We start from the raw sequence: 26,571 nt of genomic DNA, 5'->3' as shown, positions 1-26,571 counted from the left end.
GACGTGTGCCCACGCGGGGTGGGGCCGGACGGGCGCCCAGGCGGTTGGGACGGGTGCCGGCCCTAAGGTGCGCACCCGCCCAGCACCGTCAGGGGGTCGGTGTCCTTCGGATCGCCCTGCCCGCCAGGGCCGTCGTGCGCTTTCCGTCTTCCATGACGAACTGGCCGTCGATCAGGACGTGGGGGATGCCCACCGGGAGGGAGCGGGGGGAGTCGTACGTCGACCCGGCCGCGACCGTGGTCGGGTCGAAGAGGACCAGGTCCGCCACGTAGCCCTCGCGGACGAGGCCGCGGTCGGGGAGGCGGAGGCGGGCGGCCGGGCGGGAGGTGAGGTGGGCGACGCACTCCTCCAGGGAGAGGACGCCCTCGTCGCGCGCGTACTTGCCCAGGTACTCGGGGAACGTCCCGTACGCCCTCGGGTGGGGCTTGAAGCCCTGGAGGATGCCGTCCGAGCCGCCCGTGTGCACCCGGTGGCGCATGATCGTGCGGACGTTCTCCTCGTGGCCGACGTGCTGGAGGATCGTCGAGCCGAGGCGGTCGTCGATCAGGAGGCGGCGGGCCGTGACCCACGGGGCCTCACCGCGCATCTCGGCCGACTGGGCGATCGTCTTGCCCACGCACGACGCCAGACCCGGGTCGCTTACCCCCGAGATCTCGATCGTGTCCCACTCGATCGGCACCCCGTGGCAGCCGTCCGAGCCGATCTCCTCCAGGTGGTGGCGGATCCGTTCCGCCGTCTCGTCGTCCTTCAGGCGCGTCAGCAGCGCCTCCGGGCCGCCCTCCGCCGCCCAGCTCGGGAGCATCGCCACCAGGGTCGTGCAGCCCGGCGTGTACGGGTACGTGTCCAGGGTGATGTCGGAGCCGCCGGCCAGCGCCTCGTCCAGGAGGGACAGGAGGTCCGGGGCCTTGCCCTTGTTCACGCCGAAGTTCATCGTCGCGTGCGCCAGGTGCAGCGCGCAGCCCGCGTCCCGGGTGAGGGCGACCATCTCCTCGTACGCCTGGAGCGCACCGGCGCCGTACGAGCGGTGGTGCGGGCAGTAGTAGCCGCCGTACCCCGCCACGACCTTGCAGAGGTCGGCCAGTTCCGTGTCCTTCGCGTACATGCCCGGCGTGTACGTCAGGCCGGAGGACATGCCCACCGCGCCCTGCTCCATGCCCTCCGCCACCAGCTGCCGCATCCGGGTCGTTTCCCGCTCCGTCGCCGGGCGGTCGTCCCAGCCGACGGCGTACATCCGTACCGTTCCCTGGGGGATCAGGTACGCCGCGTTCACCGCGATCCCGCGGTCCAGGCGGTCCAGGTACTCGCCGACCGTGCGCCAGTCGAAGTCGATGTCCGAACCGTCGCCGTTCCAGCCGGTGATCGCCCGGCGGACCTCCGCGAGCGTGCGGTCGTCGACCGGGGCGTACGAGAGGCCGTCCTGGCCGAGGACTTCGAGGGTCACGCCCTGCGCGGCCTTCGCGGTGTGCTCCGGGTCGCGGAGCAGCGCGAGGTCGGAGTGCGCGTGCATGTCGATGAAGCCGGGGGACAGGGCGAGGCCCTCGGCGTCCAGGACGCGCCGGGCGGTGGGGCGCTGGCAGCCCGCGGCCGCGCCCTCCTTCACTATCGCGGCGATCCGGCCGCCGTCGACGGCGACGTCGGCGCGGTACGACTCCCCGCCCGAGCCGTCGATGACGTCCACGTCGCGGATGACGAGGTCCATGGTGACCGGCTCCTCTAGAAGAACGTACGGATGTAGTCGACGACCGTGCCGTCCGCCTCGACCAGCGGGATCAGCTGCCACTTGTCGAAGGACGTACAGGGGTGGGAGAGGCCCATGCCGAGCCAGTCGCCGACCTCGATCTCGGCGCCCGGTTCCGTGCGGACCCAGCCGTGCTGGTCGGACAGGCCGGTGACCGTGATGCCGTCGGCGGGGCGGACCGTGCCCGTACGGGCGTCGCGGACCACCTGCGCCTCGGGGAGGTCGAGGTCGTACGCGGCGTCCCGCTTGCCGCCGTTGGTGAAGGCCTGCTCGGGGGTCGGGCGGGAGACGACCTGTGTCCAGAGCCGGAACGCGGGCTGCAGCGCGCCCTCTTCGGGGACCCGGTTGAAGGGGGTGAGGTGCCGGTAGTGGCCGTCGTCGTGCGAGACGTACGCGCCGGAGCGGAGCAACTTCAGTACGGGGACTGAGAGTTCGGGGATCTCCGCGAACACGTCGGCGACCGCGTCGAACCAGGCGCTGCCGCCCGCGCTGATCACGATCTCCTCGATGTCGGGGGAGAAGCGGCCGGCCTTGTCGAGGTCGGCGGCGAGGGAGACGAGGCGGTTCAGCCAGGCGTGGACCCGGTCGGCGTCCGCCTGCGGGACCTCGCCCTCGTAGCCCGCCACACCGACCAGGCGGAGCGTGCCGGCCGCGGCGACCGCGTCGGCGACGGCGGTGCAGTCGGCTTCCGTACGGGCTCCGGTACGGGCCCCCTCGCCGGCGCCGAGCTCGACGACGACGTCCACGGGGCGCCGCGCGCCGGCCTCGGTGAGGGCCGCGTCCATCAGCTCGACCCCGCGGACCGAGTCGACGTAACAGATGAAGCGGAAGTCGGGGTCGGCGTCGAGCTCGGAGGCCAGCCAGCGCAGGGCGGGGGCGTCGACGAGCTCGTTGGCGAGGAAGATCCGGGCGATGCCGTGGGCGCGGTAGACGCGGGCCTGGTGCGGGACGGCTGCCGTGATGCCCCAGGCGCCGTGCTCCAGCTGGCGGTCGAAGAGCTGCGGGGCCATCGAGGTCTTGCCGTGCGGGGCGAAGGCGAGGCCGTGGCGCTCGGCGTAGGTCTCCAGGAGGCGGAGGTTGTGCTCGACGGACTCGGCGGAGAGGGCGAGGACGGGGGTGGTGAAGCCGCCGGTGAAGAGGTTGCGGCGCTGGGCGGCGAGCTCGCCGACGGTCAGGCCCTCGGCGTCGGGGGGCAGGGCCTTGAAGCGGTGGTCCACGCGTTCGTGCGCGAGTTGCTGGGTGGGTGTGGGGGTGCGGTTGGGGTTGGGGATGTCGGTGGGAGCGGGGGTGTGGTGGTGCTCCTGCTGCATGGTTCCTCCAGGGCCTCGCGTCATTGCGTTGCAGTATGCGCAACGGTCATTGCGCATATCGCTAAAGGGTGTCTAACATCCGGGCCAACGCCGGGTCAATGGACCCGCATGATCGACGAGGAGCCCGCAGGTGACCGCCCTGACCGGAGACCACCCGACCGTGGACGCGCCACCCGTGGACGTCGTCTGCCTCGGTGAGTCCATGGTCACCTTTCTGCCCTCCCGGCCGGGACGCCTCGCCGACGTGCCCACGTTCGCCCGCGCCATCGGCGGCGCCGAGTCCAATGTCGCCTGCGCGCTCGCCTCGGCGGGACACCGCGCGAAGTGGGTGAGCCGGGTGGGTGCGGACGGGTTCGGCGACCACCTCGTCGAGGCGATCGGGGCGTACGGGGTCGATGTGTCGGCGGTGGGGCGGGATGCCGTGCGGCCGACCGGGATCTACTTCCGTACGGCCACGGATCGGGCCGCGGCGGCGCACGAGGTCGCGTACTACCGGGCCGGGTCGGCGGCTTCGGCGATGTCGCCGGAGACGGTTCCGTACGAGTCGGTGGTGGACGGGCGGGTGCTGCATCTGTCGGGGATCACCGCGGCGCTGTCGGAGGGCAGTCTGGCGCTGATGCGGGTGCTGACCGCTCGGCGGGTGGGTCGGCGGCCGGTCGTGTCGTTCGACGTGAACTTTCGGGCGGGGCTTTGGCGGGACGCCGTGGTCGGTGGGCGGGTGCTGCTGGAGCTTGCTCGGGGGGCGGATGTGGTGTTTGTGGGGGAGGACGAGGCGGAGGAGGCGTGGGGGTTGGTGGGGCCGGAGGCTGTCCGGGGCGCGCTGCCTGAGCCGGCCGTGCTCGTCGTGAAGCGAGGGGCGGCGGGGGCGGTCGTCCTTGAGCGCTGCGCTGGGCCATTCCCCACCCCGCCCCTTCCCGAACTGGGGGCTCTGCCCCCAGACCCCCGCGCCTCAAACTCCCCCTACGCCAAGGGGCGTGGGGGGACCCCCAGCGGGGCTGGATTTGCCGGCGAGGCCGGATTTGGCGGCAGGGCTGGATTTGTCCCCGACGCCGTCACCGACGTCCCCGCACCCCGTGTCGATGTCGTCGCGGCCGTCGGGGCCGGGGATGCGTTCGCTGCCGGGTTTCTGTCGGGGACCCTTCGGGGGCTGCCCGTACGGGAGCGGGTTCGGCATGGGCATCTCATGGCCGCCGCCGCGCTCACCGTGCCCGGAGATCTCGCCTTGCCGCCCACCCGTCACCCGGCCACCACCCCTCACGGAGCTGCTTCGCAGCGCCCCTCCTGGATCGCACACGCCGACCGGCTGGTCGCCCTCGGCGACTCCGCCTGGGAGACACTGCACCTCGGCCCCGGGTGGACGGGGGAGGACCAGGAGGTACGTACGCCATGAGTCAGACCGTCGACCGCGCGCTGAGCATCCTGCCGCTGCTCGCCCAGGGGCCCGCCGACCTCGGCCAGGTCGCCGACCGGCTCGGGGTGCACAAGTCCACCGCCCTGCGGCTGCTGCGCACCCTGCACGAGCACGGCCTCGTCTACCGCCAGCAGGACCAGCGCTACCGCCTCGGCGCCCGTCTCTTCGCCCTCGCGCAGGAGGCCGTCGAGAACCTCGACATCCGCGAGATCGCGCACTCCCACCTCACCGCGCTCAACGAGCAGATCGGGCACACCGTCCACCTCGCGGTCTACGAGGAGAGCGAGGTGCTCTACATCGACAAGGTCGAGAGCCGCTACCCGGTCCGGATGTACTCCCGTATCGGCAAGCCCGTCGCCATCACCGTCGCCGCCGTCGCCAAGCTGCTGCTCGCCGACCTCCCCGAGCCCGAGCGGCGCGCCATCGCCGCCAAGCTCGACTACCCCATGTACACGCCCCGTTCGACCCCCAACGCCACCGCCTTCCTCAAGGAGCTGGCGACCGTACGCGAACAGGGCTGGGCCACCGACCTCGGTGGCCACGAGGAGTCCATCAACTGTGTCGGAGCGCCCATCCGCGGCGCCGACGGCCGTGTCGTCGCCGCCATGTCGGTCTCGGCGCCCAATGTGGTCGTGACCGCCGAGGAACTCCTCACCCTGCTCCCGCTGGTGCGCCGCACCGCCGACGCCATCAGCCGGGACTACTCAGGCAACACCCCTACCAAGGACCGGACATGACCGAGAAGATCGCGCTCACCCCCGCCACCCACACCGCCCCGCCCGCCAAGTTCTCGCACGGCGTCAAGAAGGGGAACATTCTGCAGGTCGCCGGGCAGGTCGGGTTCCTGCCCGCCGAGGAGGGCGAGGCGCCCACGCCCGCGGGCCCGACCCTGCGCGAGCAGACCCTGCAGACCTTCGCCAACGTCAAGGCGATCCTGGAGGAGGGCGGCGCGAGCTGGGACGACGTGATGATGATGCGCGTCTACCTCACCGACGTCGACCACTTCGCCGAGATGAACGAGATCTACAACGCGTACTTCGAGGAGCAGGGCCTGAAGGCCCCCGCCTCCGCGCGTACGACGGTCTACGTCGGCCTCCCCAAGGGCCTCCTCATCGAGATCGACGCCCTCGCCGTCCTCTCCTGAGCCCGATTCCGCGCCCGAGCCCGAGCCGGTACCCCCACAACCTGAGCTGATTTCGCTGAGCACGCCGCTTTACGGCACGGCGTCCGTCCCCGGGACGCCGTGCCGCGCTCCCCCCTACCCAAAAACGAGGCCCCACCATGCTGCTCGCCGCCGCATCCCCCGCCGCCGAGGCGCCACCCCACACCGGAGGACTGCTCCTCCTCATACCCGGCACGGCCGGTCTGCTGACCGTCGCCGCCCTCGGCATCGCCCTTCTCCTCGTCCTCATCATCAAAGTCCGCCTGCAGCCCTTCGTCGCGCTGCTCGCCGTCTCCATCAGCGTCGGCCTCGCCGCCGGACTCTCCGTCACCGAACTCTTCGGCACCGTCCAGAAGTCCGCCGCCACCTCCGTCATCGAGAACGGCATGGGCGGCATCCTCGGCCATGTCGCGATCATCATCGGCCTCGGCACCATGCTCGGCGCGATCCTCGAGGTCTCCGGCGGAGCCGAGGTGCTGTCCTCCCGCCTCCTCGGCCTCTTCGGCGAGAAGCGCGCCCCGCTCGCGATGGGCCTGACCGGACTGATCTTCGGCATCCCCGTCTTCTTCGACGTCGGCATCTTCGTCCTCGCGCCGATCGTCTACGCCGCCGCCAAGCGGTCCGGCAAATCGATCCTGCTCTACTGCATGCCCCTGCTCGCGGGTCTGTCGATGACCCACGCCTTCCTGCCGCCGCACCCCGGTCCCGTCGCCGCCGCCGGACTGCTCCACGTCTCGCTCGGCTGGGTCATCCTCATGGGCATCGTCGTCGGCATCCCCGCCGTCCTCGCCGCCTGGGCCTACGCCGCCTGGATCGGCAAGCGGCTCTTCGTCGAGGTCCCGCAGGACATGCTGGAGGCCGCCGAGGACGCCAAGGCGCAGGTCGCCGCCGAGCGCAAGGACGGCGCCTCCGAGGCGCCCGTCTCGCTGGCCACCGTGCTCCTCATCATCGGTACGCCGCTGGTCCTCATCCTCGCCGCGACCTTCTCCTCCATCGCGCTCGACGAGTCGACCGCCCGCTCCGTGATCGAGTTCTTCGGCAACCCGTTCGTCGCCCTGACGATCGCGCTGTTCCTCGCGTACTACCTGCTCGGCATCCGGCGCGGCTGGTCCCGCAAGTCCCTGGAGCAGGTGTCCACGTCCTCGCTGAAGCCGGTCGGCAACATCCTGCTCGTGGTCGGCGCGGGTGGAGTCTTCGGCGCGGTCCTGAAGGCGAGCGGTGTCGCGCAGGCGCTCTCCGACACCTTCAACGACGTCGGCCTGCCCGTCATCGTCCTCGCCTACCTGATCTCCCTCGTGCTCCGCGTCGCCCAGGGCTCCGCGACCGTCGCGATCGTCACCACCGCCGGCATCGTCCTGCCGCTGGTCGAGGGCGGCGACCACTCGCAGGCCTTCCTCGCCCTGGTCATCATGGCGATCTCGGCCGGCTCGATCTTCGCCTCGCACGTCAACGACGGCGGCTTCTGGATCGTCTCGAAGTACTTCGGCATCTCCGAGCGGGACACCCTGAAGTCCTGGACCGTCCTGGAGTCCGTCCTCTCCGTGGCCGGATTCGCCGTCGCCGCCGCGCTCAGTCTGGCGGTCTAGCCCCGCGGTTACTACGGAGGAGGGCGCCCCCGGCTTTCCGGGAGCGCCCTCCTCGTCACGTGGTACCCGCCGTCACGTCGTGCAGTACTGCGCCTGCTTGCCGATCGAGCGGTACATGCAGTCCGCGTTCTCCAGAAGCTGGAGCACCGCGTCCCTGTTGCGGCTCGTCTCGCGCTCGATCACCTCGTCGGGCGGGTAGAAGCCGCCGTTCCAGGACGAGGCCGGATACATCTCGAAGGTGTAGCCGAAGATCTTCTGCGCGCCCCACAGCCAGTCGTCGATCGACCCGTCCGTGATGTAGAGGTCGCTGGACTGCTCGGCCGTGTAGCCGTTGCTCGCCGCCATCTTCCCGCCGACCGCCGCGAACGCGTCCCGGTCGTCCTGCGTCAGGCCCGGCGCGGTGTTCGCGGTGGTCCAGCCGTAGGGCCAGAGCACCAGTTCGCTGTACGTGTGGAAGTCGATCGCCGCCTTGATCTGCTGCTTGCCGCCCACCACCCGGGTGCGGACGAAGTCGGCGACGACCTTCACCTCGGGGGCCGACTCGGGGGCCGTGCCCCGGTAGGTCTCCGAGCTCTTGGTGCCCGAGGAGCCGCCGCAGCAGCCCCACTTGTAGTCCCAGTTACGGTTCATGTCCGTACCGACGTAGGACGAGCCGGCGTTGGGCTGCCGGTTCTTGCGCCAGCTGCGGTACGAGCCGGAGGCGATGTCGTACTCGCCGCCGTCCGGGTTGAGGTCCGGCACGATCCAGATCTCGCGGTTGTTCACCATGTTCGTGACCCGGCTGTCGGAGCCGTAGCCCGCGCCGAGTTCGCGCAGCAGGTACAGCGCCATCTCGACGGTCAGGTGCTCGCGCGCGTGCTGGTGGTGGGTGAAGAGGACCTCGGGCTCGGCCTCGTCCGTGCCGACGTTGTCGCTGATCTTGATGGCGACGATGTCCCGGCCCTGGTAGGTCTTGCCGATGACCCGCTTGTTCATGAGGCTCGGGTACTGGGCGATGCGCTGGTCGATCTCCGCGTTCATCTCGGCGAAGTTGTGGTACTTCGAGTCGGCCGAGGGGAAGTCGAAGGGCTCGACGCCCAGGCCCTTCGCCGACCGGTCCGGCGGCGCCGGCAGCGCCTCCGGGCGGTGGCCGAGGGCGCGGAGCTTGCGCAGCTGGGCCTGGTTGGCGCTGACGACGACGCTGTGGTCGTCGGCCTCGTCGATGGAGACGCCGGTGGCGGCGAGCGCGGTGCGTTCGGCGACGGTGGACGGGCCGTGGATCTCGTACTGGCGGATCACTTCCTCGGCGGCGGGGGTCGGCTCGGAGTCGGCTCCGGCCTGCTGGCTGCCGAGCGAGAGCGGCGCCGCGAGGGCGAGCGCCAGCAGGGCCGCGAGCGTGGCGGACCTCCTGCCGCGCGTATCGCGCGTTCCGCTTCCGCGGGTTCGAAGTCGCATGCTGTCTCCTGGGTGGGGAGGGTGGGGGGTGCGACAGGCTGTGCGGGATTTTTGTGGTGGGTTGCTGTGCGGGATGTGCCGTGCGGGATTTGCCGTGCGGGTGCTCGGTGCGCGTGTTCCGCGCGGGTGTTCGCACATGGTGAGGCTATGACATGGACGGGTCAAGAGTGCGGTTCGGCCACCGGTCGTCAAGGTCGCCTTCGTGGCCGGGTTCCACAGGAGATCACATCGGACCGCGAAAACCGCGAAAGGAAGATCCTTCGGCGATACTGTGCCGCGTGGGGACGCTGATCGGCACGTATGAGATCGAACGCAAGCTCGGCGAGGGCGGCATGGGGACCGTCTGGCTCGCGCGCTCGCGCGGCGGACGCGCCGTCGCCGTCAAGGTGGCCCGGCCGGAACTCGCCGCCGACCCCGGATTCCGCGAGCGGTTCCGGGCCGAGATCCTCGCCGCCCGCCGGGTCGGCGGCTTCCACACCGCGCAGGTCGTCGACGCCGACCCCGACGCCGAGGCGCCCTGGCTCGCCACCGCCTACGTCCCCGGCCCCACCCTCGCCGGCCTCGTCGCCGCGGAGGGCCCGATGGACGAGCGGCGGCTCCGGGCGCTGGGCGCCGCGCTCGCCGAGGCCCTGGAGGCCATCCACGGCTGCGGGCTCGTCCACCGCGACCTCAAGCCCGGCAACATCGTCATGGCCGCCGACGGGCCTCGCGTCCTGGACTTCGGGATCGCCCGCGCCCTGGAGTCGACCCGGCTCACCGCCACCGGAACCGCCTTCGGCACCCCCGGCTACCTCGCCCCCGAGCAGGCCCTCGGCGAGGAGGTGACCGGCGCCGCCGACGTGTTCGCCCTCGGCGGCGTCCTCGTCGCGGCCGCCGGCGGGCGGGCGTTCGGCGACGGGACCCCGATGGGGCTCATGTACCGCACCGTCCACGAGGCGCCGGACCTGACCTCCGTACCGGAAGCGCTGCGCGGGCTTGTCGGGCGCTGCCTCGCCAAGAGCCCGGCCGAGCGGCCCACGCCCGCGCAGCTCCTCGACGCGCTCGTGGCGGAGCCCGAGCCCGTGCTGCCGACGCCGACCGTCGTGTCCGTCGTTTCAAGGGACGCTGTCCAGGACGCCGTACCCGTCCACGTCCAGGACGCCGTGCCCGTACACGCGCAGCCCACCGTCGTCGTACCGCCGCGGCCCGCCGCGCCGCCGGGGCCCGCGCCGACGTTCGAGGCCGCCGACAAGACCTCGGGGATCGCCGTCGACGCCGACGGGGTGGTCTTCGTGGTCTCGGACGTCGAGGCGGAGTTCGGCTGGGAGGAGATCGGGTCCGTCGCCAGCGAGCTGACCCGGCGCGGCCGGCGGCTCGTCGTCACCCTCACGCTGTACGACGGCTCCACCTACACCTGCGAGGTCGACGCCCGCGGCACCGAGCGCGCCGACGCGTGGGCCCGGCAGCTCGACCTGGCCCTGAGGCGCTACCTGCCCGCGTAGGACGGCAGGACATGGCGCGGCGCCGTCGCTGGGGGGGCGACGGCGCCGCTGTCGTGCTGTGGGGTGGTTACGGCAGGGTCCTGCTGTGGGTCGCTACGACAGGGTCCTGCTGTGGGGTTACGGCAGGTTGTGGACGTGCGGGCCGACCGCGTTGGACCAGGCGTTGCCGGCCGTGGCGTCCCAGTTGGTCGACCAGGTCATCGCGCCGCGCAGGTTCGGCCAGGTCTGCGAGGGCTTGAAGGAGCCGCAGTTGGTGCCGCGGGCCAGGCAGTCGAGCGCGTTCTTCACGATCGACGGGTCGACGTAGCCGCTGCCCGCGCCCCGGGTCGAGGCCGGCACGCCGAGGCCGACCTGGGAGGCGTCGAGGCCGCCCTGGAGCTGGATGCAGGCGAGCGCGGTGAGGAAGTCCACCGAACCCTGGCTGTACACCTTGCCGTCGCAGCCGAGCATCGAACCGCTGTTGTAGTACTGCATGTTGACGACCGTGAGGATGTCCTTCACGGCGAGCGCGGTCTTGAAGTACTCGGTGCCCGTGTTCTGCATGTCGATGGTCTGCGGGGCCATCGTCAGGACCATCGAGGAGCCGGCCTTCGCGGAGAGCTGGCGCAGCGCCTTCGTCAGGTACGTGGAGTTGATGCCGTGCTCCAGGTCGATGTCGACGCCGGTGAAGCCGTACTCCTGCATCAGGGCGTACGCGCTGTCCGCGAAGGCGGTCGCCGAGGCGTCACTGTTGATGGTGACGTTCCCCTTCTCGCCGCCGACCGAGATGATGACCGACTTGCCCGCGGCCTTCTTCGCGGCGACGTCGGCCTTGAAGTCGGCGACGGAGGCGTAGCCGACGGCCGGGTCGAGGTTGAAGACGATCTGGCCGGGCGTGGTCGTCGAGTCGGCGAAGGAGACGGCGATGATGTCGTACTGCGCCTGTACGTCCCGCAGCTTCTGGACGGTCGCGCCGTTGTTGAAGTTCTGCCAGTAGCCGGTCAGGGCGTGCTTCGGCACGGACGGGCCGGGGCCCGGGTTGGTCGTACGGGCGGAGACGGCGGTCGACTTGGCGGACTCGCCCGCCGCGTTGGTCGCCGAGACCTGGAACTGGTACGTGGTGTTGGCCGCGAGGCCCGTCACCGTGGCGGAGGCGCCGGAGACGGTCTGCGCGAGGGAGCCGTCGCGGTACACCTTGTAGCCGGTGGCGCCGGAGACCGCGTTCCAGCTCAGGGCGACGGAGGACGAGGTGATCGAGCCGGTCGCGAGGCCCGCAGGGGTGGCGGGGACGACCGGGTCGGGGTCGACCGGGCCGCCGCCGTCGGGGCCGAAGACGGAGACGTCGTCGACGTGGTAGGCGGCCTGGCCGTACCAGCCGTGGGTGTAGACGGTCACCTGGGTGGTGTTGGCGCCCGTGGTGAAGCTGGTGGTCAGCTGCTTCCAGGAGGTGCTGTCGGGGGTCCAGGTGGAGACGTCGGTGGTGCCGGTGCCGGTCGCGCCGAGGTAGGCGTACCCGCCCTGCACCCAGGCGCTCAGCGAGTACGTCGAGTTGGGCTTGACGGTGACGACCTGGCTGCAGCGGGCGTTGTCCTGGCCCGCCGGGCTCGCCTTGAGGGCGCCCGCCCCGGTGCGTACGGGCGAGGAGACGGCGGCGCCGCTGCCCGCCGTACAGGTCCAGTTGGCCAGGCCGGACTCGAAGCCCGCGTTCTTGGCCACGTTGATGTCCGCGGCCTGGGCGGTGCCGGTGCCGCCGACGAGGGCGAGCCCGGAGCCGACGGCGAGCGCGAGGGCGCCGCCGATCCATCTGCGCGAGCGTGTGGTGGTGCGGTCCACTTGCTGCCTCCGGTGGGGGAGATGGGGGAGAGGGGGAGGGGAAAGGGAGGTAGGTCACGGTGGCCACCGTTGGAGGAACAAGCTGGTCCAGACCAATCGAGTTGTCAAGGCCTCTGACGGGGCTGGGGAGTTGGGCGGGTGGGCCCGAGGGGCCGTCTCGGGCCCATGCGCGGACCCAGTCCAGGGCCCAGCTGTGGGCCCAGCGCTGGGTCCGGTGTCAGGCCCAGCGCAAGACCCATCCGGACCAAGAATTCTCGTTGTGCTTGCCGGATTGTGTGTTCACCAGCCCACAGGTCGTGGATAAAGTGCCAGCATCGCGCTGTGCAGTAACGCGGTGAACGCAGTGAGTCATGGGGACATGGGGACTTGGGGACGGGGAGCCCGACGTGCCGACAGCGATCGCGGTCACCAGTGCCGACCTGGTGCTGCCACCGACCGACCAGCAGACACCCACCGCCGCCGTCCTGCCCGCACCCGAAGCCCGGTCCCTCTCCTCCGCCGTGGCCGACCTCCAGCTCCTCCTCGACCGCTACGGCCATGTGATCGTCCTTTGCCCGAGCTCCCTGCCCAAGCCGGCCGAACAGCGCCTGCACGCCATCCGCTCCCTCCTGGAGAGCGACCGGATCGCCCTGGTCAAGACCGACCTGCCGCCCCTCGGCACCGCCGTCCTGGCCCGGCAGCTGCGGCAGCTCTCCGTCTGCGACTTCAGCCCCGGCGTCGTCGCCTCGGCCGCCCGGCTGCTCACCCACTACATCTACGCCGGCGCCGTCCTCGGCTCCGTCGCCAAGCTCGACCGGGTGCCCGTCACCCTGACGTCGCACGTCAAGGGCTGGCTCCCCGGCGCCCAGTTCGCCGTGCTCGCCGGACCCGTCCCGCAGCTCGTCCGGATCGGCGCGGGCGTCGCACCGCCCACGGGACCCGAGTTCGCCACCCAGCTCCTCGTCGCCCGCGGCCAGCTCCAGACCGACTGGCCCACCGGCACGCTCGCCCCGACCTGGCAGGTCCAGGCCGTCCACGAGGCGCCGCTGCCCGCCGAGTCGGCCCGCTGGTGGGGGACCGGGCGGCTCGTCGAGTTCACCGCGTACCTCCCCGACATCGCCGTACTCCACCGGCTCGTCGCCTCCGTACGGCGCGAGACCTGCCACTGGTGCGGCATGGAACTCATCGGCGACCGCTGCGGCTTCTGCGCCGCGCCGTGGGCCGCGTCGACGGCCCCCGCGCCGTCGCGCACCGCGGCGGGAGTGGGCGCGGGGGCGGGGGCGGTGGGGTCGTCGGGCGCTTCGTCGGGCACCTCGGCCGCCGCCCGTTCGGTGGCCCCCGCGTCCGCCCCGCCGAACGCGCTGCCGACCGCCGCCGGCGACCGCCCGTCCCGCGCGCTGACCGCACCGGCGCCCTCGGCGCCCCCGTGGCCGTCGACGCCGTCACCGCCGCCGCCGGGAGACATCCCGCCGGCCACGCACCCCGCCCGCTGAGCCCCACGTGTCCCGTCCGCTGACCTACGTACCCCCGATCGAGGTTGTCCGGCAATGAACTCTCGCCAGCGTCGTGGCGTCATCCTGTTGCTGCTGTCCGTCCTGTGCGCCCTCGGCGCGTTCGCCGGCGTCCTCTCCGTGATCGACGACGTCAACTCCAAGGTCGGACCCGAGGTGACCGCGTACCGCGTCAAGGGCGACGTGGCGCCCCACACCCCGCTGAACGACGGGCAGTTCGAGAAGATCTCGATGCCGAAGCGCTGGCTCTCCAAGACCGCCGTGACCGACCTCGACCAGATCCGGGGCAAGATCGCCGTCACCCGGCTCGAAGCCGGCTCCCTCCTCCAGTCGGACATGATCGTCAAGCGGCCCGCGCTCCAGCCCGGCCAGCAGGAGATCGCCATCATGATCGACGCGGCGACGGGCGTCGCCGGCAAGATCACCGCCGGTGCCACGGTCAACATCTACGCCACGTTCGCCGGCGAGAAGGGCGGCAAGGCCGCCCAGTCCAAGGTCATCGTCAGCAACGCCCGCGTCATCGACGTCGGCAAGCTCACCCCCATCTCCGACCGCGACGACCGCAGCAACGGCCCCACCGAAGCCGTCCCGATCACCTTCGCGCTCTCCACGCTCGACACCCAGCGCGTCGCGTACGCCGAGTCCTTCGCCGAGCACGTACGGCTCGCCCTCGTCGCCCCCGGCGGCGAGCCCACCCTCACCCCCGACGACCGCACCTACACGCTCGACAAGGACAAGTGAGGCCGGTATGACCACCAGGATCCTGCCGGCCGTCGCCGACCCCGACGCGGCCCGCGCCGTCATCAGCCTCCTCAGCCAGCTCCCCGGCGCCGAACCCGGCGCGCCCGTCGCCGACTCCACCCAGCTCGTCGACACCCTCGCCCGGCTGGCCGCCCAGTCCCTCGACGAACTCCCCGAAGTCGTCCTCGTCCACGAGCGGATCGGCCCGATGCCGGCCCTCGAACTCGTCCGCGAGGTCGCCCTCCGCTTCCCCGCCGTCGGCGTCGTCCTCATCACCGCCGACGCGAGCCCCGTGCTCTTCTCCGCCGCCATGGACTCCGGCGCGCGCGGCCTGGTCACCCTCCCGCTCGGGTACGAGGAGCTGGCCAGCCGCGTCCAGGCCGCCGCCCAGTGGTCCGTCGGCGTCCGCCGCCACCTCGGCGGCGGAACGGACGTCCTCACCGGACCCGGAGGGACCGTCGTGACCGTCAGCGGCGCCAAGGGCGGCGTCGGGACCACCGTCGCCGCCGTCCAACTCGCCCTGGCCTCCCGCGCCTCGGGCCGCAACGTCGCCCTCGTCGACATGGACCTCCAGGGCGGCGACATCGCCTCCTACCTCGACGTCCAGTTCCGCCGCTCGGTCGCCGACCTCGCCGCCGTCGACGACATCTCGCCCCGCGTCCTCCAGGAAGCCCTGTACGTCCACGAGACGGGCATCGCCCTCCTCCTCGCCCCCGGCGAGGGCGAACGCGGCGAGGACGTCGCCGACCGCTCCGCCCGCCAGATCGTCGGCGCCCTGCGCTCCCGCTACGACGTCGTGGTCGTCGACTGCGGCACGTACCTCAACGGCGCCAACGCCGCCGCCGTCGAGATGGCCGACGCGGCCGTCCTCGTCACCACCCCGGACGTGGTCGCGGTGCGGGCCGCCAAGCGGACCGTACGGATGTGGGACCGGCTCCAGATCCGCAAGGCGGAGGAGACGACCGTCCTGGTCAACCGGCACACCCGCGGCACCGAGATCCAGCCCGCCCTCATCCAGAAGATCACCGGTACGCGCATGGCGGGCGTCGTCGTCCCGGCCAACTTCAAGGAGCTGCAGGGCGTCGTCGACGCGGGCCGCATGCACGAACTCGACGCCCGGTCGAGCGTCAAGCAGGCCCTGTGGGCGCTCGCCGGCGAGCTGGGGCTCGTCGGCCCGCCGGCCGGGGCTGTCGGCTCGGGCGGCGAACAGCGGCCGGCGCTGGGGCCCGGTTCCGGTAGGCAGTCCGGTTCCGGTTCGGGGAAGCAGCTCGGCTCCGGGAAGCAGTTCGCCCGGCTGACCCGCGGCAAGGGCGGGCGCTGAGCCATGCCGACTTCGGGGCGTAGAGCTCGGGCGCGAGGGGACGACAGGGGGCAGGTCGCCGTCGAGTTCCTCGGCATGGTGCCGCTCATCCTGATCACGCTCGTCCTGCTCTGGCAGTGCGTCCTGGTCGGCTACACCTTCACGCTGGCCGCCAACGCCGCCGACGAGGCGGCCCGCGTCTGCGCGGTCGGCGGCGACTACGCGGCGGCAGGGAAGCGGCACGTGGGCGAGGCGTGGGCGGCCGGGGTGGGCTGCGACGCGTCGGGCGACCTGGCCCAGGCGACGGTGAGGCTCAAGGTCCCGGTCCTCGTCCCGGGCACGGTCTCGTTCCCCTTCACCGTGACCGGCGAGGCCGGAGTCGTACGGGAGGACGAGGGGGCGGGAGCCGGATGAGCCGCGCACGCACCGCCGCGCCACGCACCGCCGCGCCACGCACCGTCGCGCCACGCGACGGGGGACGAGCGGTCGTCTGCGACGGAGGACGAGCGGTCGCCCGCGACCGCGGCCAGGCAGCCGTCGAGTACCTCGGGTTCCTCCCCATCCTCCTCCTCGTCGCCCTCGCCGGAATCCAGCTCGGCATCGCCGCGTACGCGGCCCAGCAGGCCGGAACGGGAGCGCGCGCCGCAGCCCGGGCCCAAGGCCACGACGACGCGAGCATCGACCCGCGACGGGCCGGCCGGTCCGCGATGAGCGACTGGATCGCGTCGAACGCGGAAGTCGTCGTCCGCGAAGGCGGCGGCGAGGCCGTCGCCACCGTCACCGTGGACATCCCGTCCGTCGTCCCCTTCTGGGACTTCGGGCGGATCGAGAAGAGCGCCACCATGCCCGTGCCCGAGGAGGGCGAGTAGCCATGAGCCTGCGAGCCCGCATCAGTACCCCCGACGAACCCCGCGTCGGAGGCGCCAAGGAGGACAGCCACCTCGTCGCGACCTTCCGCGCGAAGCTCCTGGAGGAGATCGACCTCACCGAGATGTCCGCGCTCGTCGCCACCGAGCGGCGCGCCCGCCTCGAACGCGTCCTCGGCCACATCATCAGCCGCGAAGGCCCCGTCCTCTCCACCGCCGAACGCGCCCAGCTGATCCGCCGCGTCGTCGACGAGGCCCTCGGCCTCGGTGTCCTCGAACCCCTCCTCGAAGACGCCTCCATCACCGAGATCATGGTCAACGGCCCCGACCAGATCTACATCGAACGGGCCGGCCGGGTCGAACTCCTCCCGCTCCGCTTCGCCTCCCACGAACAGCTGATGCAGACCATCGAGCGGATCGTCTCCACCGTCAACCGCCGCGTCGACGAGTCCAACCCGATGGTCGACGCCCGGCTGCCCTCCGGCGAACGCGTCAACGTCATCATCCCGCCGCTCTCCCTCACCGGGGCGACCCTGACGATCCGCCGCTTCCCACGCGCGTACACACTCCGCGAGATGGTCGGCCTCGGCTCCCTCGACGAACAGATGGTGCTGCTGCTCGCCGGACTCGTGCAGGCCAAGTTCAACGTGATCGTCTCCGGAGCCACCGGCACCGGAAAGACCACCCTCCTCAACGCGCTCTCCGAACTGATCCCGGACGGCGAACGCGTCATCACCATCGAGGACTCCGCCGAACTCCAGCTCCGCCAGGCCCACGTCATCCGCCTGGAGAGCCGCCCCCCGAACATCGAGGGCCGCGGCGCCGTCACCATCCGCGACCTCGTCCGCAACTCCCTGCGCATGCGCCCCGACCGCATCATCGTCGGCGAGGTCCGCGGCGGCGAGACCCTCGACATGCTCCAGGCCATGTCCACCGGCCACGACGGCTCCCTCGCCACCGTCCACGCCAACTCCGCCGAGGACGCCCTCATGCGACTCCAGACCCTCGCCTCCATGTCCGAGGTCAAGGTCCCCTTCGAGGCGCTCAGGGACCAGATCAACAGCGCCGTCGACGTCCTCGTCCAGCTCACCCGGCACCCCGACGGCACCCGCCGCGTCACCGAGATCGCCGTCCTCGCCTCACGCGGCCGCGAACGCTTCACCCTCGCCACCGTCTGCTCCTTCCGCGCACAGCCGCTCGCCGCCGACGGCCGCGTGTACGGCGTGTACGCGTACCACCCGCTGCCCCGCCGCGTCGCCGACCGGCTCTACCTGGCGGGCCAGCCCGTCCCACAGGCCTTCGGCGTCGCCACGTCCGACGACCAGCTGACCACCCGAGAAGCGAAGTAGGAGAGGGAGGGGAACAGAGATGCTTTCGTCGACCTGGCCGGTGACCGGCGTCGTACTGCTCGCCTGCGTCCTCGGGGTGCTCGGCATCCACACGTACGCCCGCGGCACCGCCGACCGCGCCGCGCTGGTCGCCCGGCTCAAGCAGACCGGCGAACCGGAGCTCACCGGCCGCCGCAGGCGCCGCTTCCGCGGCATCGACCGGCGCGTACGACGCACCGCCTTCGGCCGGAAACTGGAGCTACGGATCTCCGCCACCGGCCTCGACGTGACTCCCGGCGAGTTCGTCGTCGCCATGACGGTCATGGTGCTCCTGCTCTGGATCGCGGGCCAGGCCGTGCTCTCGCCGTTCTTCGGCCCGATCTGCGGCCTCGTCGGCATCTGGGTCGCCCTGGGCTTCCTCAACTGGCAGCGCCAGAAACGCATCGAGAAGTTCATCAACCAACTCCCCGAACTCTCCCGGATCCTCGCCAACGCCACCCAGGCCGGACTCGCCCTGCGCATGGCCCTCAGCATGGCCGCCGACGAACTCGACGCACCGGCCGGCGACGAACTGGAGAAGGTCGCCCAACAACTCGCCGTCGGCACGTCGATCGACGACGCGCTCGGCGAACTCGCCGAACGTCTGCCCTCCCGCGAACTCGTCGTCCTCGTCACCACCCTCGTCCTCGCCAACAAGGCGGGCGGCACCGTCGTCTCCTCGCTGCGCAACCTCACCGAGACCCTGGAGGAACGGAAAGAGACGCGCAGGGAGGTCCGTACACAACTCTCCCAGGTGAGCATGACGGCGTACTCCGTCCCGGTGATCGGCATCGGCTCCCTTCTCCTCATCGACAACATGCAGCCGGGGGCCCTGGACCGGATGACCGGCTCGGGCCTCGGCCAGGCCGCCGTCGTCGCCGCGTTCGCGCTCTACGTCGTCGGCTTCGTGATCATCCGCCGCTTCTCGAAGATCGACGTGTGAGGGGCGGACGGACATGAACCTTCTCCTCGCACTGGCCGCCGCCCTGTCGGTCACCGGAATCCTCTACGGCATCCGCCTCTACCGGGCCGACGCCAAACTCCCCGACGACCTCCAACTCGCCCTGGAAGTCGGCTCCACCCGCACCGGCGCCGTCTACTCCGTCGTGGACCGCCTCGGCATGCGCTACTCCGCCGCCGTCCTGCGCGCGATGGGCCCCAAGCGCGTCGACGCCGTCCGCCGCCGCATCGACCTGGCCGGCAACCCCGGCGGCCTGACCATCGACCGCTACGGAGCACGGCGCGCCGTCTACGGCTTCCTCGGCGGCTTCGGCGGCCTGATCATGCTCTCCGACGGCGACGTACTCGTCGCGCTGCTGCTCTTCGCCTTCGGCGCGTTCTGGACCGAGGTCGGCATCTGGTCGGCGATCCGCATCCGCAAGGACCAGATCGAGCGCACCCTCCCGGACTTCCTGGACGTCCTCGCGGTGGTGGTGTCGGCCGGCCTCGGCTTCCGCCAGGCACTGGACAGGGTGGCGGAGAAGTACGAAGGCCCCTGGGCCGACGAACTCCGCATCACCCTCCGGCAGATGGACATGGGCGTGAGCCGCCGCCAGGCCTTCGACGAACTGCGCCGCCGCAACGACAGCGAACAGGTCGCACAGTTCGTCACCGCCCTCCAGCAGGGCGAGGAGCTCGGCGCACCGATCGTCGAGACGCTCATACAGATCGCCAACGACATGCGCCGCACCGACGCCCAGAACGCCCGCCGGAAGGCCGCGAAGGCCGTCCCCAAGGCCACGATGGTGATCACCACGCTCATGGTCCCCGCGACGATGATCCTCCTGGGCGCCGGCCTGTTCCTCGGCTCGGGGACGAACCTCGGATCGATCACGGGGGAGTGAAGGTGAGGACACGATGACGCTCAGAGTGCTCGTCGCCGACGACAACCCGGTCGTCCGCGCCGGCCTGCGCGCCCTGCTCGACGCGGCGACCCCCGACATCCGGGTCGTCGCGGAGGCCCCCGACGGCCGCACCGCCATGGACGAAGCCCGCCGCACCCGCCCCGACGTCGTCCTCCTCGACGTCCGCATGCCCATCGTCGACGGCCTCACCGCCCTCCCGCACCTGGTCCGCGTGGCCCCGGTCCTGATGCTCACGTACAGCGTGGAGACCGAGGTCGTCCAGGAGGCACTCCGCCTCGGAGCCGGGGGCTACCTGGTCCACGGCGAGTTCACGGCCGAGGAACTCGTGACAGCCGTCCGCGACGTACGAGCGGGCCGCGCCCGCTTCACCCCGACGGCGGCCAACGCGTTGGTGGGAGTGGTGCGGGGTGCGACTGCACACGGCAGTGTGCGGCCAATTGTCTCGACCGGATGGCGATTTGGCTCCGGGGCTTCGCAGATGCAACCGAATGTGTCACGCTTTGGACTGAGCGTGAGGGAGGGGGAGGTGATGGACCTGATCGCATCGGGCCTCAACAACCGGCAGATCGCCGACACATGCTTCATCAGCGAGAAAACGGTCAAGAACCACATCAACCGCATCTTCGCCAAACTCCACGCCACCTCCCGCAGCGAAGCCATAGCAGCCTGGCTCGGCACAAGGGCCGCCTCATGAGCTGGGCCCGTGTTTGGGCCTACGGGCCCTGTGGGGAGGAGGTGGTGTTGACGTACCGTGCGCGTGCCGAACTCGGCAGCGGCACGGGGATGTACGAATCCGGAGGGGACGGCGACCATGAGCGACCTCATGCTGAAGGCTGCGACGAAGGCAAAACTCCACGTCGAAGCCTGGCTCCGCACGAGGACGACAAACGACCGCGGCCAGACGGCGGTCGAGTACCTGGGGATCATCGTGGTGGTCGTGGCGATCGTGGTGGCGATCAGCGGGACGAGTATCGGCAACACGATCCGGACCGCGATCTCGAACAAGATCGCCGACCTCATCGACTAATGCCGGTCGGCAGATGCCGCCGCACGGATTCGGGGCAGGCATTCCCTGTCTACATCACAGTGATGGCGGGCCTGCTCTTTCTAGCCTTCGCGTACTTCGCCGTCGGCCAGGCCGCGGCAACCCGGAACGGTGCCCAGACAGCCGCAGACGCTGCGGCACTGGCTGCAGCACAGGACGCCCGCGATCAGCTCAGGGATGGTTGGCTGGGAGTCATTCTCGACCCCGCACAGTGGGGTGACTTCCTCTCGGGTCTCGCGTACGACGAGTCCGTCGCATGTGGTCGCGCGGTCTCCTTCGCCGCCAAGAACGACGCGGAACTCTCGGGAGAGGGCTGTGTCTCCCTCCCCGCCGGTGAGCAGGGATTCCGAGTGGAGGTTCGCACTCTGGACTCCGTCGGCTCTTCCGTCGTCCCTGGGACGGAGAACCAGCACGCCACAGCGAAGGCGACCGCCGTGCTGGAATCGCGTTGCACGTTCAAGGCTCCTGAACCGACTCAGGAACCTGAACCGCCCACACCCGATCCCGACCCTGATCCCTCCTCGGAGCCGGAGCCAGAACCCACGCCGACCGAACCGGCCCCGATTCTCGGTCTCACGTGCAACGGTGTCCCGTGGACGATCGACCCCGACGATCCGGAACTGCCCAGCGCCGCTGATCTCTTCACCGTACGACTGGCCGACTGACAAACGAAGGAATCCCGTTCATGAGTGTTCGGTACGCAACGACGGCCCTCAGGGGGTGGGCCGTGGCGGTCACCACGGCCGGCCTGGTCCTCGGCGTAGCCGGCTGCGGCAGTGACGATGAACCTCCGAATACCCAGCCCGCCACGAGTTCCTCGTCCCCCAAGAGCGAAGGCAACAAAGAGCCTCAGTCGGAGGCGCCAGAGGCGCCGGAGGAGACCTTGGCCGTACTCAAGGGGCAGGACGGTTTCGAGCTGACGATCACCTCGGCCCAGCGTGACGCCGGAGCCTTCCTCACGGTCAAGGGGCGGTTGACGAACACTTCCGAGAAGGCGCGTGCCCTGCCGCAGGGCGTGAAGGGCAACGAGACCGAAGTGCTGAAGCACGGCGATTCCCTGGGGGGCGCCACGCTGGTGGATGGGGTGGCGAAGAAGCGCTACTACGTCCTCCGGGACACGGACGGCAGGCCCCTGACCACTACCGGACTCGACATCTTCCGGTCCGGAGCCTCATCCGAAGTCTTCATGCAATTCCCCGCACCCCCCGCCGGCACCACCGAAGTCACCTTCCAACTCCCCACCTTCGAACCCGGCACCATCAAACTCTCCTGACGGACGCCGCCATGACACCCCGCCACCTCGCCCCCCTCGCCGCCCTCACCCTCCTCCTCTACGTCACCGCAACCGGCCCCGTCCTCGCCGACGATCCCCCCAACTCCACCTCCAGCGCGTCCCCGCCCCCCGAGATCGACGCCAACTCACCCGAGTTGATGCTTCCCGACGGGGCCACCCTCGCCGCGCCCAAGGTGCTCGACATCAAGCAGGTCGTCGAGGAGGAGGGCGGCGAGCAGCGGCGGGAGGACACCAACGTCGACGTGACCTTCGCCCTGCAGGCCGAGGTGCTCTTCGGGAAGGACAGCGCCAAGCTCGGCCCCGCCGCCACCGCCCGCATCGCCGCCATCGCCGTCGAGATCAACAAGCAGAACTCCAGCCGCGTCCGCGTCTTCGGATTCACCGACGACCTCGGGACGTACGAGCACGGGCTCAAGCTCTCCAAGGAGCGCGCCGACGCTGTGCAGCAGGAGTTGGCCAAGACGCTCAAACCGGGGAAGACGTTCGACATCCGCGGCTACAGCGAGGACTACCCGATCGCCTCCAACGCCACCGAGGAAGGCCGCACCAAGAACCGCCGCGTAGAGATCTCTTTCCCGCGAACGACCACGACCTCCCCCGCCCCCTAGCTCCCTCGCCCTAGCCTCCTGCCAACTGCCCCAGCACCGCCCGGATCGTGGCGACGACGGCGTCCGGGCGGCGGAAGACGTCCCGGGCCGTGAAGCGCAGGACCCGGCGGACCTCCGGGCAGTCGGCGAGGTCGTTGTAGCGGCGGATGTCGTGGTCGTGGGCCTGGCGGGTGCCGTGGTAGGCGTACCCCTCGATCTCGACTGCCAGGCCCGCCCGCCGGAAGAGGAAGTCCGGGCGCAGGGTGCGGCCGGAGCGGGACCCGAGGAGCGGCTGGGACTCCGGGTGGAGGCCGGCGTCGCGCATGTGGAGGCGGGCGACCGTCTCCGCCGGGGAGCCGCACGCCGGGTCCGCGAGCTTCAGCCAGTGGCGGGCCAGGGTGGCGCCGGTGCGGGGCGCCGACAGTTCGGCCGCCAGTTGCGCGCGGTGCACGAGCGGTTCGCGGCGAACGCCCCGGACCGTGCGCCGCGACAGCGCCGAGTCCGCGACCACGACCGCCGCCTCGCGCGTCCGGCACCTTCGCATGAGGTCGCCGACCGTCCGCGCCGGACTCGTCGTCCGGAGGCCGGCGCGCATGACGCAGTCGGCGTCGGCCAGGTACTCCGTCGAATGGACGCGCACGCCCTCGCCGGTACGGGAGGAGTGCGGGCGCCGCACGGTGAACTCCAGGACGCCCGGCCCATCCGGCACCGCTGCCGACACCGAAGCCGCCGACCGCGCTGCGGAAGCCGCCGGCCCCGAAGCTGCCGACCCCGACACCGTCGGCCCCGACCCCGCCGGCCTCGCCGCTGAGGTGCCACGCGCCGCGCCGCTACCTGTCCTCGGGGGGTCCCCCACCCCCACCCCCTCCCCCCACCCCCCGAGTACTTCGATGCGGTGCAGTGTCGCCGCCGTGCCGTGGCTGCACACCAGCTCCGGGCGGAGCAGCTGGTGGGCTCGGGCGCGGACGCGCCAGTCCACGTCCTTGCCGGGGGCCGCCCATGCGCCCCGGCAGATCCGCTGCCAGCCCTCCGCGCGCAGCCGCCTTCCGACCTGGCCGCTGCCTGCCGGCCATCCCGCTTCGTAGGCCCACGCTGTGAGGAGCACCCCGCCCCGGGCGACCCTCACCCACTCCTCCGTCTCTCCCGCCATGGCTCAACGATCCACGGACGGGGGATTATTCGCACCCCCTGTGGATAACTCCTGCCGTCATGCCGCATCCTGGTGCGAACGGGCGCAGGGCCCGCACCGAAGTGGACTGCCGATGACGACCACATCCCCCAGCGTTCGGCTGGTCAGCGATCTCGTGACCCACATCCCCGAGTTCCGGGGAGCGTACGAGTCCCACATCTTCAGTCAGGGTGATGTGCTGCCGCACGTCTTCTTCTGGGACGTCGTCCAGAACTGCGTCCGATCCTTCCTCGGCGAGGACCCCGCGGCGGCCGACTGGCGGCGCACGCTCGACTTCCTGGAGGAGCAGAGCGCGCGCGGGGACCTCGGCGTCGACGAGGTCATCGTCACCTCGTTCCTCAACGACCTGCCGTATCCGCACGAGCCCGGGTACGCCATCGTCCAGGAGCTCGGCCCGGTCATGGCGGCGCGGTTCGTACGCATCCGCCCCGGGGGCTGACGGGGCAGGGGTACGGGTACGGGTGCGCACGGGGTCGGGTACGAGCCCCGCCCCCGCCCCGGCCGCCCCCACCCGCCCGGACATAATCGAGCGCATGTCCCCAGACCGGTCCCGTTCATCCGATGCGCCCCAAAAGCGCCGAACGCCTGATTCGCTCACCCTCGCCCTCGGCGGCTACGCCGCCGCCCGCGTCATCGGCCTCGCGATCCTCGCCCTCGCCGCCGTCGGGACCGGCAAGGACGGGCTGCATCGGCTGCGCGGCCGCTGGGACTCCGTCTGGTACGTCCGGATCGCCGAGAACGGGTACGGCCATCAGGTCACCCTCCCCGACGGCAGCGTCCACTCCGACCTCGCCTTCTTCCCGCTCTTCCCCGCGCTCGAACGAGGCCTGTCCGCCGTCCTCCCCGTCGACGCGGCCACCGCCGGGCTCCTCGTCTCCTGGACCGCCTCCCTCGCCGCCGCCTGGGGCATCTACGCCGTCGGCGCGCACGTCGCGGGCCGGCAGGCCGGGGTCGTGCTCGCGGTCCTCTGGGGCGTGTACCCGACCGCGTTCGTCCAGTCGATGGCGTACACCGAGACGCTCTTCACCGCCCTCGCCGCCTGGTCGATCCTGGCCGTCCTCCGCGGGCGCTGGATCCTCGCCGGGGCGCTGTGCGCGCTCGCCGGGCTCACCCGGCCGACGGCCGCCGCCCTGATCGCCGCGATCGGCATCACGGCCGTCGTCACCGTCGTACGCGAACGGAAGCTGTCCGCCCGCATGGTGGCCGGTGTCCTGCTCGCGCCGCTGGGCTGGCTGGCGTACGTCGTCTACGTCGGCGTCCGCGAATCCAGCGCCACCGCCTACTTCGACGTCCAGGCCGCCTGGGGCAACTCGATCGACGGCGGGGTCGCCCTCGCCCGCTTCATCCGGGGTCTCCCGCCGCTCGCCGCGCTCGGTCTGGTCGCCGCGCTCGCCCTGCTCGGCTGGCTGGTCGCCCTCTGCGTCCGGCAGAAGCAGCCGCTGCCGCTCCTCGTGTACACGATCGCGGTCGTCGTGATCTCGCTCATCGGCGCCGCGTACTTCGGCTCCCGGCCGCGCCTGATGATGCCCGCGTTCGGGCTGCTCCTGCCGCCCGCCGTGGCGCTCGTACGGCTCCGCCCGCGCGACCGGGTCCTCGCACTCACCGGCCTCGCTCTCGCGTCCGGTGCCTACGGCGCCTTCACGCTCCTCGGCTCAGGACCCCCGTGACCCGGATCCGTCACCCGGATCTGCGCCCTCACGCCTTTCACCAGCCCCCAGCCCGCCATCGCCCCGGCCTCCGCCTCCAGTACGTGCCGGGCGCGCGGGCGCACCATGCCGAGCCGGCCGGGTCTCATGGTGACGACGTCCAGGACGGTGAAGTTCCGGTCCAGGTAGGCGACGTCCAGGGCGAAGCGCATGCCGAAGGTGTGGATGCTGTTCGTCGGGGTGATGAGCATCGCCCCGTCGATGCCGTCCCGGCCGAGCAGGCCGCGCCGCCGGGCCCGGTAGGAGGCCGCCACCTCCAGCGGGATCGAGTCCTCCGCTGCACCGACCAGCAAGTCCGCTCCGCCGTCGCGCCATTTCCCCGGTCTCCCCATGGGGGAGACGGTAGCGGTGCGGCTGGGTAGGGTGCGGCGGGTGTTCGCCACGCTGATCGCCGTCGCCGCGCTCTGGGGCGCCGCCACCGGGCTGCTCGTGCCGCGCGCCGCGTACCGGCTGTCGGTCGAGCCGGAGGAGCCGTGGCGCGACACCTGCGAGGCCGGCCACGCCCTCGCGGGGCCTGCGCGCGGCTGGCTCGGCGCCCCGGGCTGCCGCTCCTGCGAGAGCCGGCCCCGACCCCTCGCCTCCGGCCTCCTCACCTCCGGCCTCCTCACCTCCGGCCTCCTCACCCCCGTCCTCCTCACCCCCGTCCTCCTCACCGCCCTCTCCTGCGCCGCGCTCGCCGCCGCCACCGGGCCCCGGCCCGAGCTCGTCGTCTGGCTGCTCTGCGCGCCCGTCGCCGTGCTGCTCGCGACCGTCGACGTCCGGGTGCACCGGCTGCCCGACCTGCTCACGCTCCCGCTCGCCGCCGTCGCCCCGCTCCTCCTCCTGGGCGCCGAACTCCTCCCGTACGACGCCGGATCCTGGCTCCACGCCCTGCTCGGCGGACTCGCCTTGGGCGGCGGCTACTTCCTGCTGCATCTGATCCGGCCGGGCGGCATGGGCTTCGGGGACGTCAAGCTCGCGCTCTCCGTCGGCGCGGTCCTCGGCTGGTACGGCTGGGGGGTTCTGTTCGCCGGTACCTTCGCGGGCTTCCTCTTCGGCGCGCTGTACGGGTTCGGTCTGGTCCTCGTCCGGCGCGGGAGCCGGAAGTCCGCGATTCCGTTCGGGCCGTTCATGATCGGTGGGACCCTGCTCGGGCTGCTCCTCGGCGCGCTCTCCGCCTCCCCTTGAGGTTCGCGGCCTAGCATTCC

General features: G+C 71.5%; 27 protein-coding genes. 21 read left to right on the top strand and 6 right to left on the bottom strand.

The genetic code is table 11. The features are described from left to right. Nucleotides 1-88: 88 nt before the first annotated feature. Entirely contained in the window at nt 89-1,699 is a 1,611-nt protein-coding gene (locus AB0F56_RS28865) for a D-aminoacylase (RefSeq protein WP_362014681.1), read from the bottom strand. A 14-nt stretch (nt 1,700-1,713) separates the two neighbouring features. Further along, the gene (locus AB0F56_RS28860) at nt 1,714-3,048 is read right to left on the bottom strand and encodes an amino acid deaminase (RefSeq protein ID WP_362014679.1); all 1,335 of its coding nucleotides are present in this window, start codon (nt 3,046-3,048) and stop codon (nt 1,714-1,716) included. Between the two features lie 139 nt (nt 3,049-3,187). Here AB0F56_RS28860 and AB0F56_RS28855 point away from each other — a divergent pair, with 139 nt between their 5' ends. The 4 genes from AB0F56_RS28855 to AB0F56_RS28840 all read left to right on the top strand — a co-directional run bounded on the left by AB0F56_RS28855 (nt 3,188) and on the right by AB0F56_RS28840 (nt 7,207). Next, entirely contained in the window at nt 3,188-4,438 is a 1,251-nt protein-coding gene (locus AB0F56_RS28855; protein WP_362014798.1) for a sugar kinase, read from the top strand. Next, the gene (locus tag AB0F56_RS28850; RefSeq protein WP_362014677.1) at nt 4,435-5,196 is read left to right on the top strand and encodes an IclR family transcriptional regulator; all 762 of its coding nucleotides are present in this window, start codon (nt 4,435-4,437) and stop codon (nt 5,194-5,196) included. Before AB0F56_RS28855 ends, AB0F56_RS28850 begins: the two co-directional genes overlap by 4 nt. Next, entirely contained in the window at nt 5,193-5,603 is a 411-nt protein-coding gene (locus tag AB0F56_RS28845) for a RidA family protein (RefSeq protein ID WP_362014675.1), read from the top strand. Before AB0F56_RS28850 ends, AB0F56_RS28845 begins: the two co-directional genes overlap by 4 nt. Before the next feature lie 137 nt (nt 5,604-5,740). Further along, on the top strand, nt 5,741-7,207 hold the full coding sequence (locus tag AB0F56_RS28840; RefSeq protein WP_362014673.1) for a gluconate:H+ symporter: 1,467 nt from the start codon (nt 5,741-5,743) through the stop codon (nt 7,205-7,207). Nucleotides 7,208-7,279: 72 nt separating this feature from the next. On the opposite strand, the gene AB0F56_RS28835 is transcribed toward AB0F56_RS28840, so the two are convergent. Then, entirely contained in the window at nt 7,280-8,641 is a 1,362-nt protein-coding gene (locus tag AB0F56_RS28835; protein WP_362014671.1) for a M14 family metallopeptidase, read from the bottom strand. Nucleotides 8,642-8,919: 278 nt separating this feature from the next. Between AB0F56_RS28835 and AB0F56_RS28830 the strand changes: the two genes are divergently transcribed. Next, nucleotides 8,920-10,122 (top strand): serine/threonine-protein kinase, encoded by a 1,203-nt coding sequence (locus AB0F56_RS28830; protein ID WP_362014669.1) that lies wholly within the window; start codon nt 8,920-8,922, stop codon nt 10,120-10,122. A 117-nt stretch (nt 10,123-10,239) separates the two neighbouring features. On the opposite strand, the gene AB0F56_RS28825 is transcribed toward AB0F56_RS28830, so the two are convergent. Then, nucleotides 10,240-11,934 carry a glycoside hydrolase family 18 protein gene (locus AB0F56_RS28825; RefSeq protein ID WP_362014668.1) on the bottom strand — a complete coding sequence of 565 codons (1,695 nt, stop codon included), beginning with the start codon at nt 11,932-11,934 and terminating at the stop codon, nt 10,240-10,242. Nucleotides 11,935-12,320: 386 nt separating this feature from the next. On the opposite strand from AB0F56_RS28825, the gene AB0F56_RS28820 reads away from it, so the two are divergent. From AB0F56_RS28820 to AB0F56_RS28760, 13 genes are all read left to right on the top strand, one after another. After that, on the top strand, nt 12,321-13,406 hold the full coding sequence (locus AB0F56_RS28820; RefSeq protein ID WP_362014666.1) for a hypothetical protein: 1,086 nt from the start codon (nt 12,321-12,323) through the stop codon (nt 13,404-13,406). Nucleotides 13,407-13,460: 54 nt separating this feature from the next. After that, nucleotides 13,461-14,165 carry a Flp pilus assembly protein CpaB gene (cpaB, locus tag AB0F56_RS28815; RefSeq protein ID WP_362014664.1) on the top strand — a complete coding sequence of 235 codons (705 nt, stop codon included), beginning with the start codon at nt 13,461-13,463 and terminating at the stop codon, nt 14,163-14,165. A gap of 7 nt (nt 14,166-14,172) precedes the next feature. Continuing rightward, nucleotides 14,173-15,486, top strand: coding sequence for a P-loop NTPase (locus AB0F56_RS28810; RefSeq protein ID WP_362014662.1), 1,314 nt, complete (start codon nt 14,173-14,175; stop codon nt 15,484-15,486). Nucleotides 15,487-15,489: 3 nt separating this feature from the next. Next, nucleotides 15,490-15,879 carry a TadE/TadG family type IV pilus assembly protein gene (locus tag AB0F56_RS28805; RefSeq protein WP_362014661.1) on the top strand — a complete coding sequence of 130 codons (390 nt, stop codon included), beginning with the start codon at nt 15,490-15,492 and terminating at the stop codon, nt 15,877-15,879. Continuing rightward, nucleotides 15,876-16,334 (top strand): TadE family protein, encoded by a 459-nt coding sequence (locus tag AB0F56_RS28800; protein WP_362014659.1) that lies wholly within the window; start codon nt 15,876-15,878, stop codon nt 16,332-16,334. The genes AB0F56_RS28805 and AB0F56_RS28800 overlap by 4 nt, the downstream gene beginning before the upstream one ends. Before the next feature lie 2 nt (nt 16,335-16,336). After that, entirely contained in the window at nt 16,337-17,680 is a 1,344-nt protein-coding gene (locus AB0F56_RS28795) for a CpaF family protein (RefSeq protein ID WP_362014657.1), read from the top strand. 19 nt (nt 17,681-17,699) lie between these two features. After that, nucleotides 17,700-18,641, top strand: a complete 942-nt coding sequence (locus AB0F56_RS28790) for a type II secretion system F family protein (protein ID WP_362014656.1) — start codon at nt 17,700-17,702, stop codon at nt 18,639-18,641. 13 nt (nt 18,642-18,654) lie between these two features. Beyond that, on the top strand, nt 18,655-19,542 hold the full coding sequence (locus tag AB0F56_RS28785) for a DUF5936 domain-containing protein (RefSeq protein WP_362014654.1): 888 nt from the start codon (nt 18,655-18,657) through the stop codon (nt 19,540-19,542). Nucleotides 19,543-19,555: 13 nt separating this feature from the next. Next, complete coding sequence (locus AB0F56_RS28780) at nt 19,556-20,257, top strand: response regulator transcription factor (protein WP_362014652.1); 702 nt, start codon at nt 19,556-19,558, stop codon at nt 20,255-20,257. A 117-nt stretch (nt 20,258-20,374) separates the two neighbouring features. Continuing rightward, nucleotides 20,375-20,590, top strand: a complete 216-nt coding sequence (locus AB0F56_RS28775) for a Flp family type IVb pilin (protein WP_362014651.1) — start codon at nt 20,375-20,377, stop codon at nt 20,588-20,590. Further along, nucleotides 20,590-21,273 (top strand): pilus assembly protein TadG-related protein, encoded by a 684-nt coding sequence (locus AB0F56_RS28770; RefSeq protein ID WP_362014649.1) that lies wholly within the window; start codon nt 20,590-20,592, stop codon nt 21,271-21,273. The genes AB0F56_RS28775 and AB0F56_RS28770 overlap by 1 nt, the downstream gene beginning before the upstream one ends. Nucleotides 21,274-21,335: 62 nt before the next feature. After that, nucleotides 21,336-21,881, top strand: coding sequence for a hypothetical protein (locus tag AB0F56_RS28765; RefSeq protein ID WP_362014647.1), 546 nt, complete (start codon nt 21,336-21,338; stop codon nt 21,879-21,881). A gap of 11 nt (nt 21,882-21,892) precedes the next feature. Beyond that, complete coding sequence (locus AB0F56_RS28760) at nt 21,893-22,510, top strand: OmpA family protein (protein WP_362014645.1); 618 nt, start codon at nt 21,893-21,895, stop codon at nt 22,508-22,510. A 10-nt stretch (nt 22,511-22,520) separates the two neighbouring features. Here AB0F56_RS28760 and AB0F56_RS28755 read toward each other — a convergent pair whose 3' ends face one another. Next, the gene (locus AB0F56_RS28755) at nt 22,521-23,198 is read right to left on the bottom strand and encodes a hypothetical protein (RefSeq protein ID WP_362014643.1); all 678 of its coding nucleotides are present in this window, start codon (nt 23,196-23,198) and stop codon (nt 22,521-22,523) included. Between the two features lie 553 nt (nt 23,199-23,751). Between AB0F56_RS28755 and AB0F56_RS28750 the strand changes: the two genes are divergently transcribed. Together AB0F56_RS28750 and AB0F56_RS28745 are read left to right on the top strand one after the other, a co-directional pair. Further along, nucleotides 23,752-24,117, top strand: coding sequence for a hypothetical protein (locus AB0F56_RS28750; RefSeq protein WP_362014641.1), 366 nt, complete (start codon nt 23,752-23,754; stop codon nt 24,115-24,117). 94 nt (nt 24,118-24,211) lie between these two features. Continuing rightward, nucleotides 24,212-25,345, top strand: a complete 1,134-nt coding sequence (locus AB0F56_RS28745) for a hypothetical protein (protein ID WP_362014639.1) — start codon at nt 24,212-24,214, stop codon at nt 25,343-25,345. Here AB0F56_RS28745 and AB0F56_RS28740 read toward each other — a convergent pair. Then, nucleotides 25,306-25,716, bottom strand: coding sequence for a DUF192 domain-containing protein (locus tag AB0F56_RS28740; protein WP_362014637.1), 411 nt, complete (start codon nt 25,714-25,716; stop codon nt 25,306-25,308). The two genes, AB0F56_RS28745 and AB0F56_RS28740, sit on opposite strands and share 40 nt — an antisense overlap. Before the next feature lie 40 nt (nt 25,717-25,756). On the opposite strand from AB0F56_RS28740, the gene AB0F56_RS28735 reads away from it, so the two are divergent. Continuing rightward, on the top strand, nt 25,757-26,551 hold the full coding sequence (locus AB0F56_RS28735; RefSeq protein ID WP_362014636.1) for an A24 family peptidase: 795 nt from the start codon (nt 25,757-25,759) through the stop codon (nt 26,549-26,551). The last annotated feature ends 20 nt before the right edge of the window (nt 26,552-26,571 follow it).

The sequence above is a fragment of the Streptomyces sp. NPDC026092 genome (genome assembly GCF_040638605.1).
GTDB lineage: Bacteria > Actinomycetota > Actinomycetes > Streptomycetales > Streptomycetaceae > Streptomyces.
Note: the sequence above shows the minus strand (reverse complement) of the source record. Positions and strands in the feature narration are given on the sequence as shown.

What these genes read in the sequence shown, in the direction of transcription:
- AB0F56_RS28865 (WP_362014681.1), bottom strand. Translation starts at nt 1,699, where the DNA reads ATGGACCTCGTCATCCGCGACGTGGACGTCATCGACGGCTCGGGCGGG.
- AB0F56_RS28860 (WP_362014679.1), bottom strand. Translation starts at nt 3,048, where the DNA reads ATGCAGCAGGAGCACCACCACACCCCCGCTCCCACCGACATCCCCAAC.
- AB0F56_RS28850 (WP_362014677.1), top strand. Translation starts at nt 4,435, where the DNA reads ATGAGTCAGACCGTCGACCGCGCGCTGAGCATCCTGCCGCTGCTCGCC.
- AB0F56_RS28845 (WP_362014675.1), top strand. Translation starts at nt 5,193, where the DNA reads ATGACCGAGAAGATCGCGCTCACCCCCGCCACCCACACCGCCCCGCCC.
- AB0F56_RS28840 (WP_362014673.1), top strand. Translation starts at nt 5,741, where the DNA reads ATGCTGCTCGCCGCCGCATCCCCCGCCGCCGAGGCGCCACCCCACACC.
- AB0F56_RS28835 (WP_362014671.1), bottom strand. Translation starts at nt 8,641, where the DNA reads ATGCGACTTCGAACCCGCGGAAGCGGAACGCGCGATACGCGCGGCAGG.
- cpaB (WP_362014664.1), top strand. Translation starts at nt 13,461, where the DNA reads ATGAACTCTCGCCAGCGTCGTGGCGTCATCCTGTTGCTGCTGTCCGTC.
- AB0F56_RS28810 (WP_362014662.1), top strand. Translation starts at nt 14,173, where the DNA reads ATGACCACCAGGATCCTGCCGGCCGTCGCCGACCCCGACGCGGCCCGC.
- AB0F56_RS28805 (WP_362014661.1), top strand. Translation starts at nt 15,490, where the DNA reads ATGCCGACTTCGGGGCGTAGAGCTCGGGCGCGAGGGGACGACAGGGGG.
- AB0F56_RS28800 (WP_362014659.1), top strand. Translation starts at nt 15,876, where the DNA reads ATGAGCCGCGCACGCACCGCCGCGCCACGCACCGCCGCGCCACGCACC.
- AB0F56_RS28795 (WP_362014657.1), top strand. Translation starts at nt 16,337, where the DNA reads ATGAGCCTGCGAGCCCGCATCAGTACCCCCGACGAACCCCGCGTCGGA.
- AB0F56_RS28790 (WP_362014656.1), top strand. Translation starts at nt 17,700, where the DNA reads ATGCTTTCGTCGACCTGGCCGGTGACCGGCGTCGTACTGCTCGCCTGC.
- AB0F56_RS28785 (WP_362014654.1), top strand. Translation starts at nt 18,655, where the DNA reads ATGAACCTTCTCCTCGCACTGGCCGCCGCCCTGTCGGTCACCGGAATC.
- AB0F56_RS28780 (WP_362014652.1), top strand. Translation starts at nt 19,556, where the DNA reads ATGACGCTCAGAGTGCTCGTCGCCGACGACAACCCGGTCGTCCGCGCC.
- AB0F56_RS28775 (WP_362014651.1), top strand. Translation starts at nt 20,375, where the DNA reads ATGAGCGACCTCATGCTGAAGGCTGCGACGAAGGCAAAACTCCACGTC.
- AB0F56_RS28770 (WP_362014649.1), top strand. Translation starts at nt 20,590, where the DNA reads ATGCCGGTCGGCAGATGCCGCCGCACGGATTCGGGGCAGGCATTCCCT.
- AB0F56_RS28760 (WP_362014645.1), top strand. Translation starts at nt 21,893, where the DNA reads ATGACACCCCGCCACCTCGCCCCCCTCGCCGCCCTCACCCTCCTCCTC.
- AB0F56_RS28750 (WP_362014641.1), top strand. Translation starts at nt 23,752, where the DNA reads ATGACGACCACATCCCCCAGCGTTCGGCTGGTCAGCGATCTCGTGACC.
- AB0F56_RS28745 (WP_362014639.1), top strand. Translation starts at nt 24,212, where the DNA reads ATGTCCCCAGACCGGTCCCGTTCATCCGATGCGCCCCAAAAGCGCCGA.
- AB0F56_RS28740 (WP_362014637.1), bottom strand. Translation starts at nt 25,716, where the DNA reads ATGGGGAGACCGGGGAAATGGCGCGACGGCGGAGCGGACTTGCTGGTC.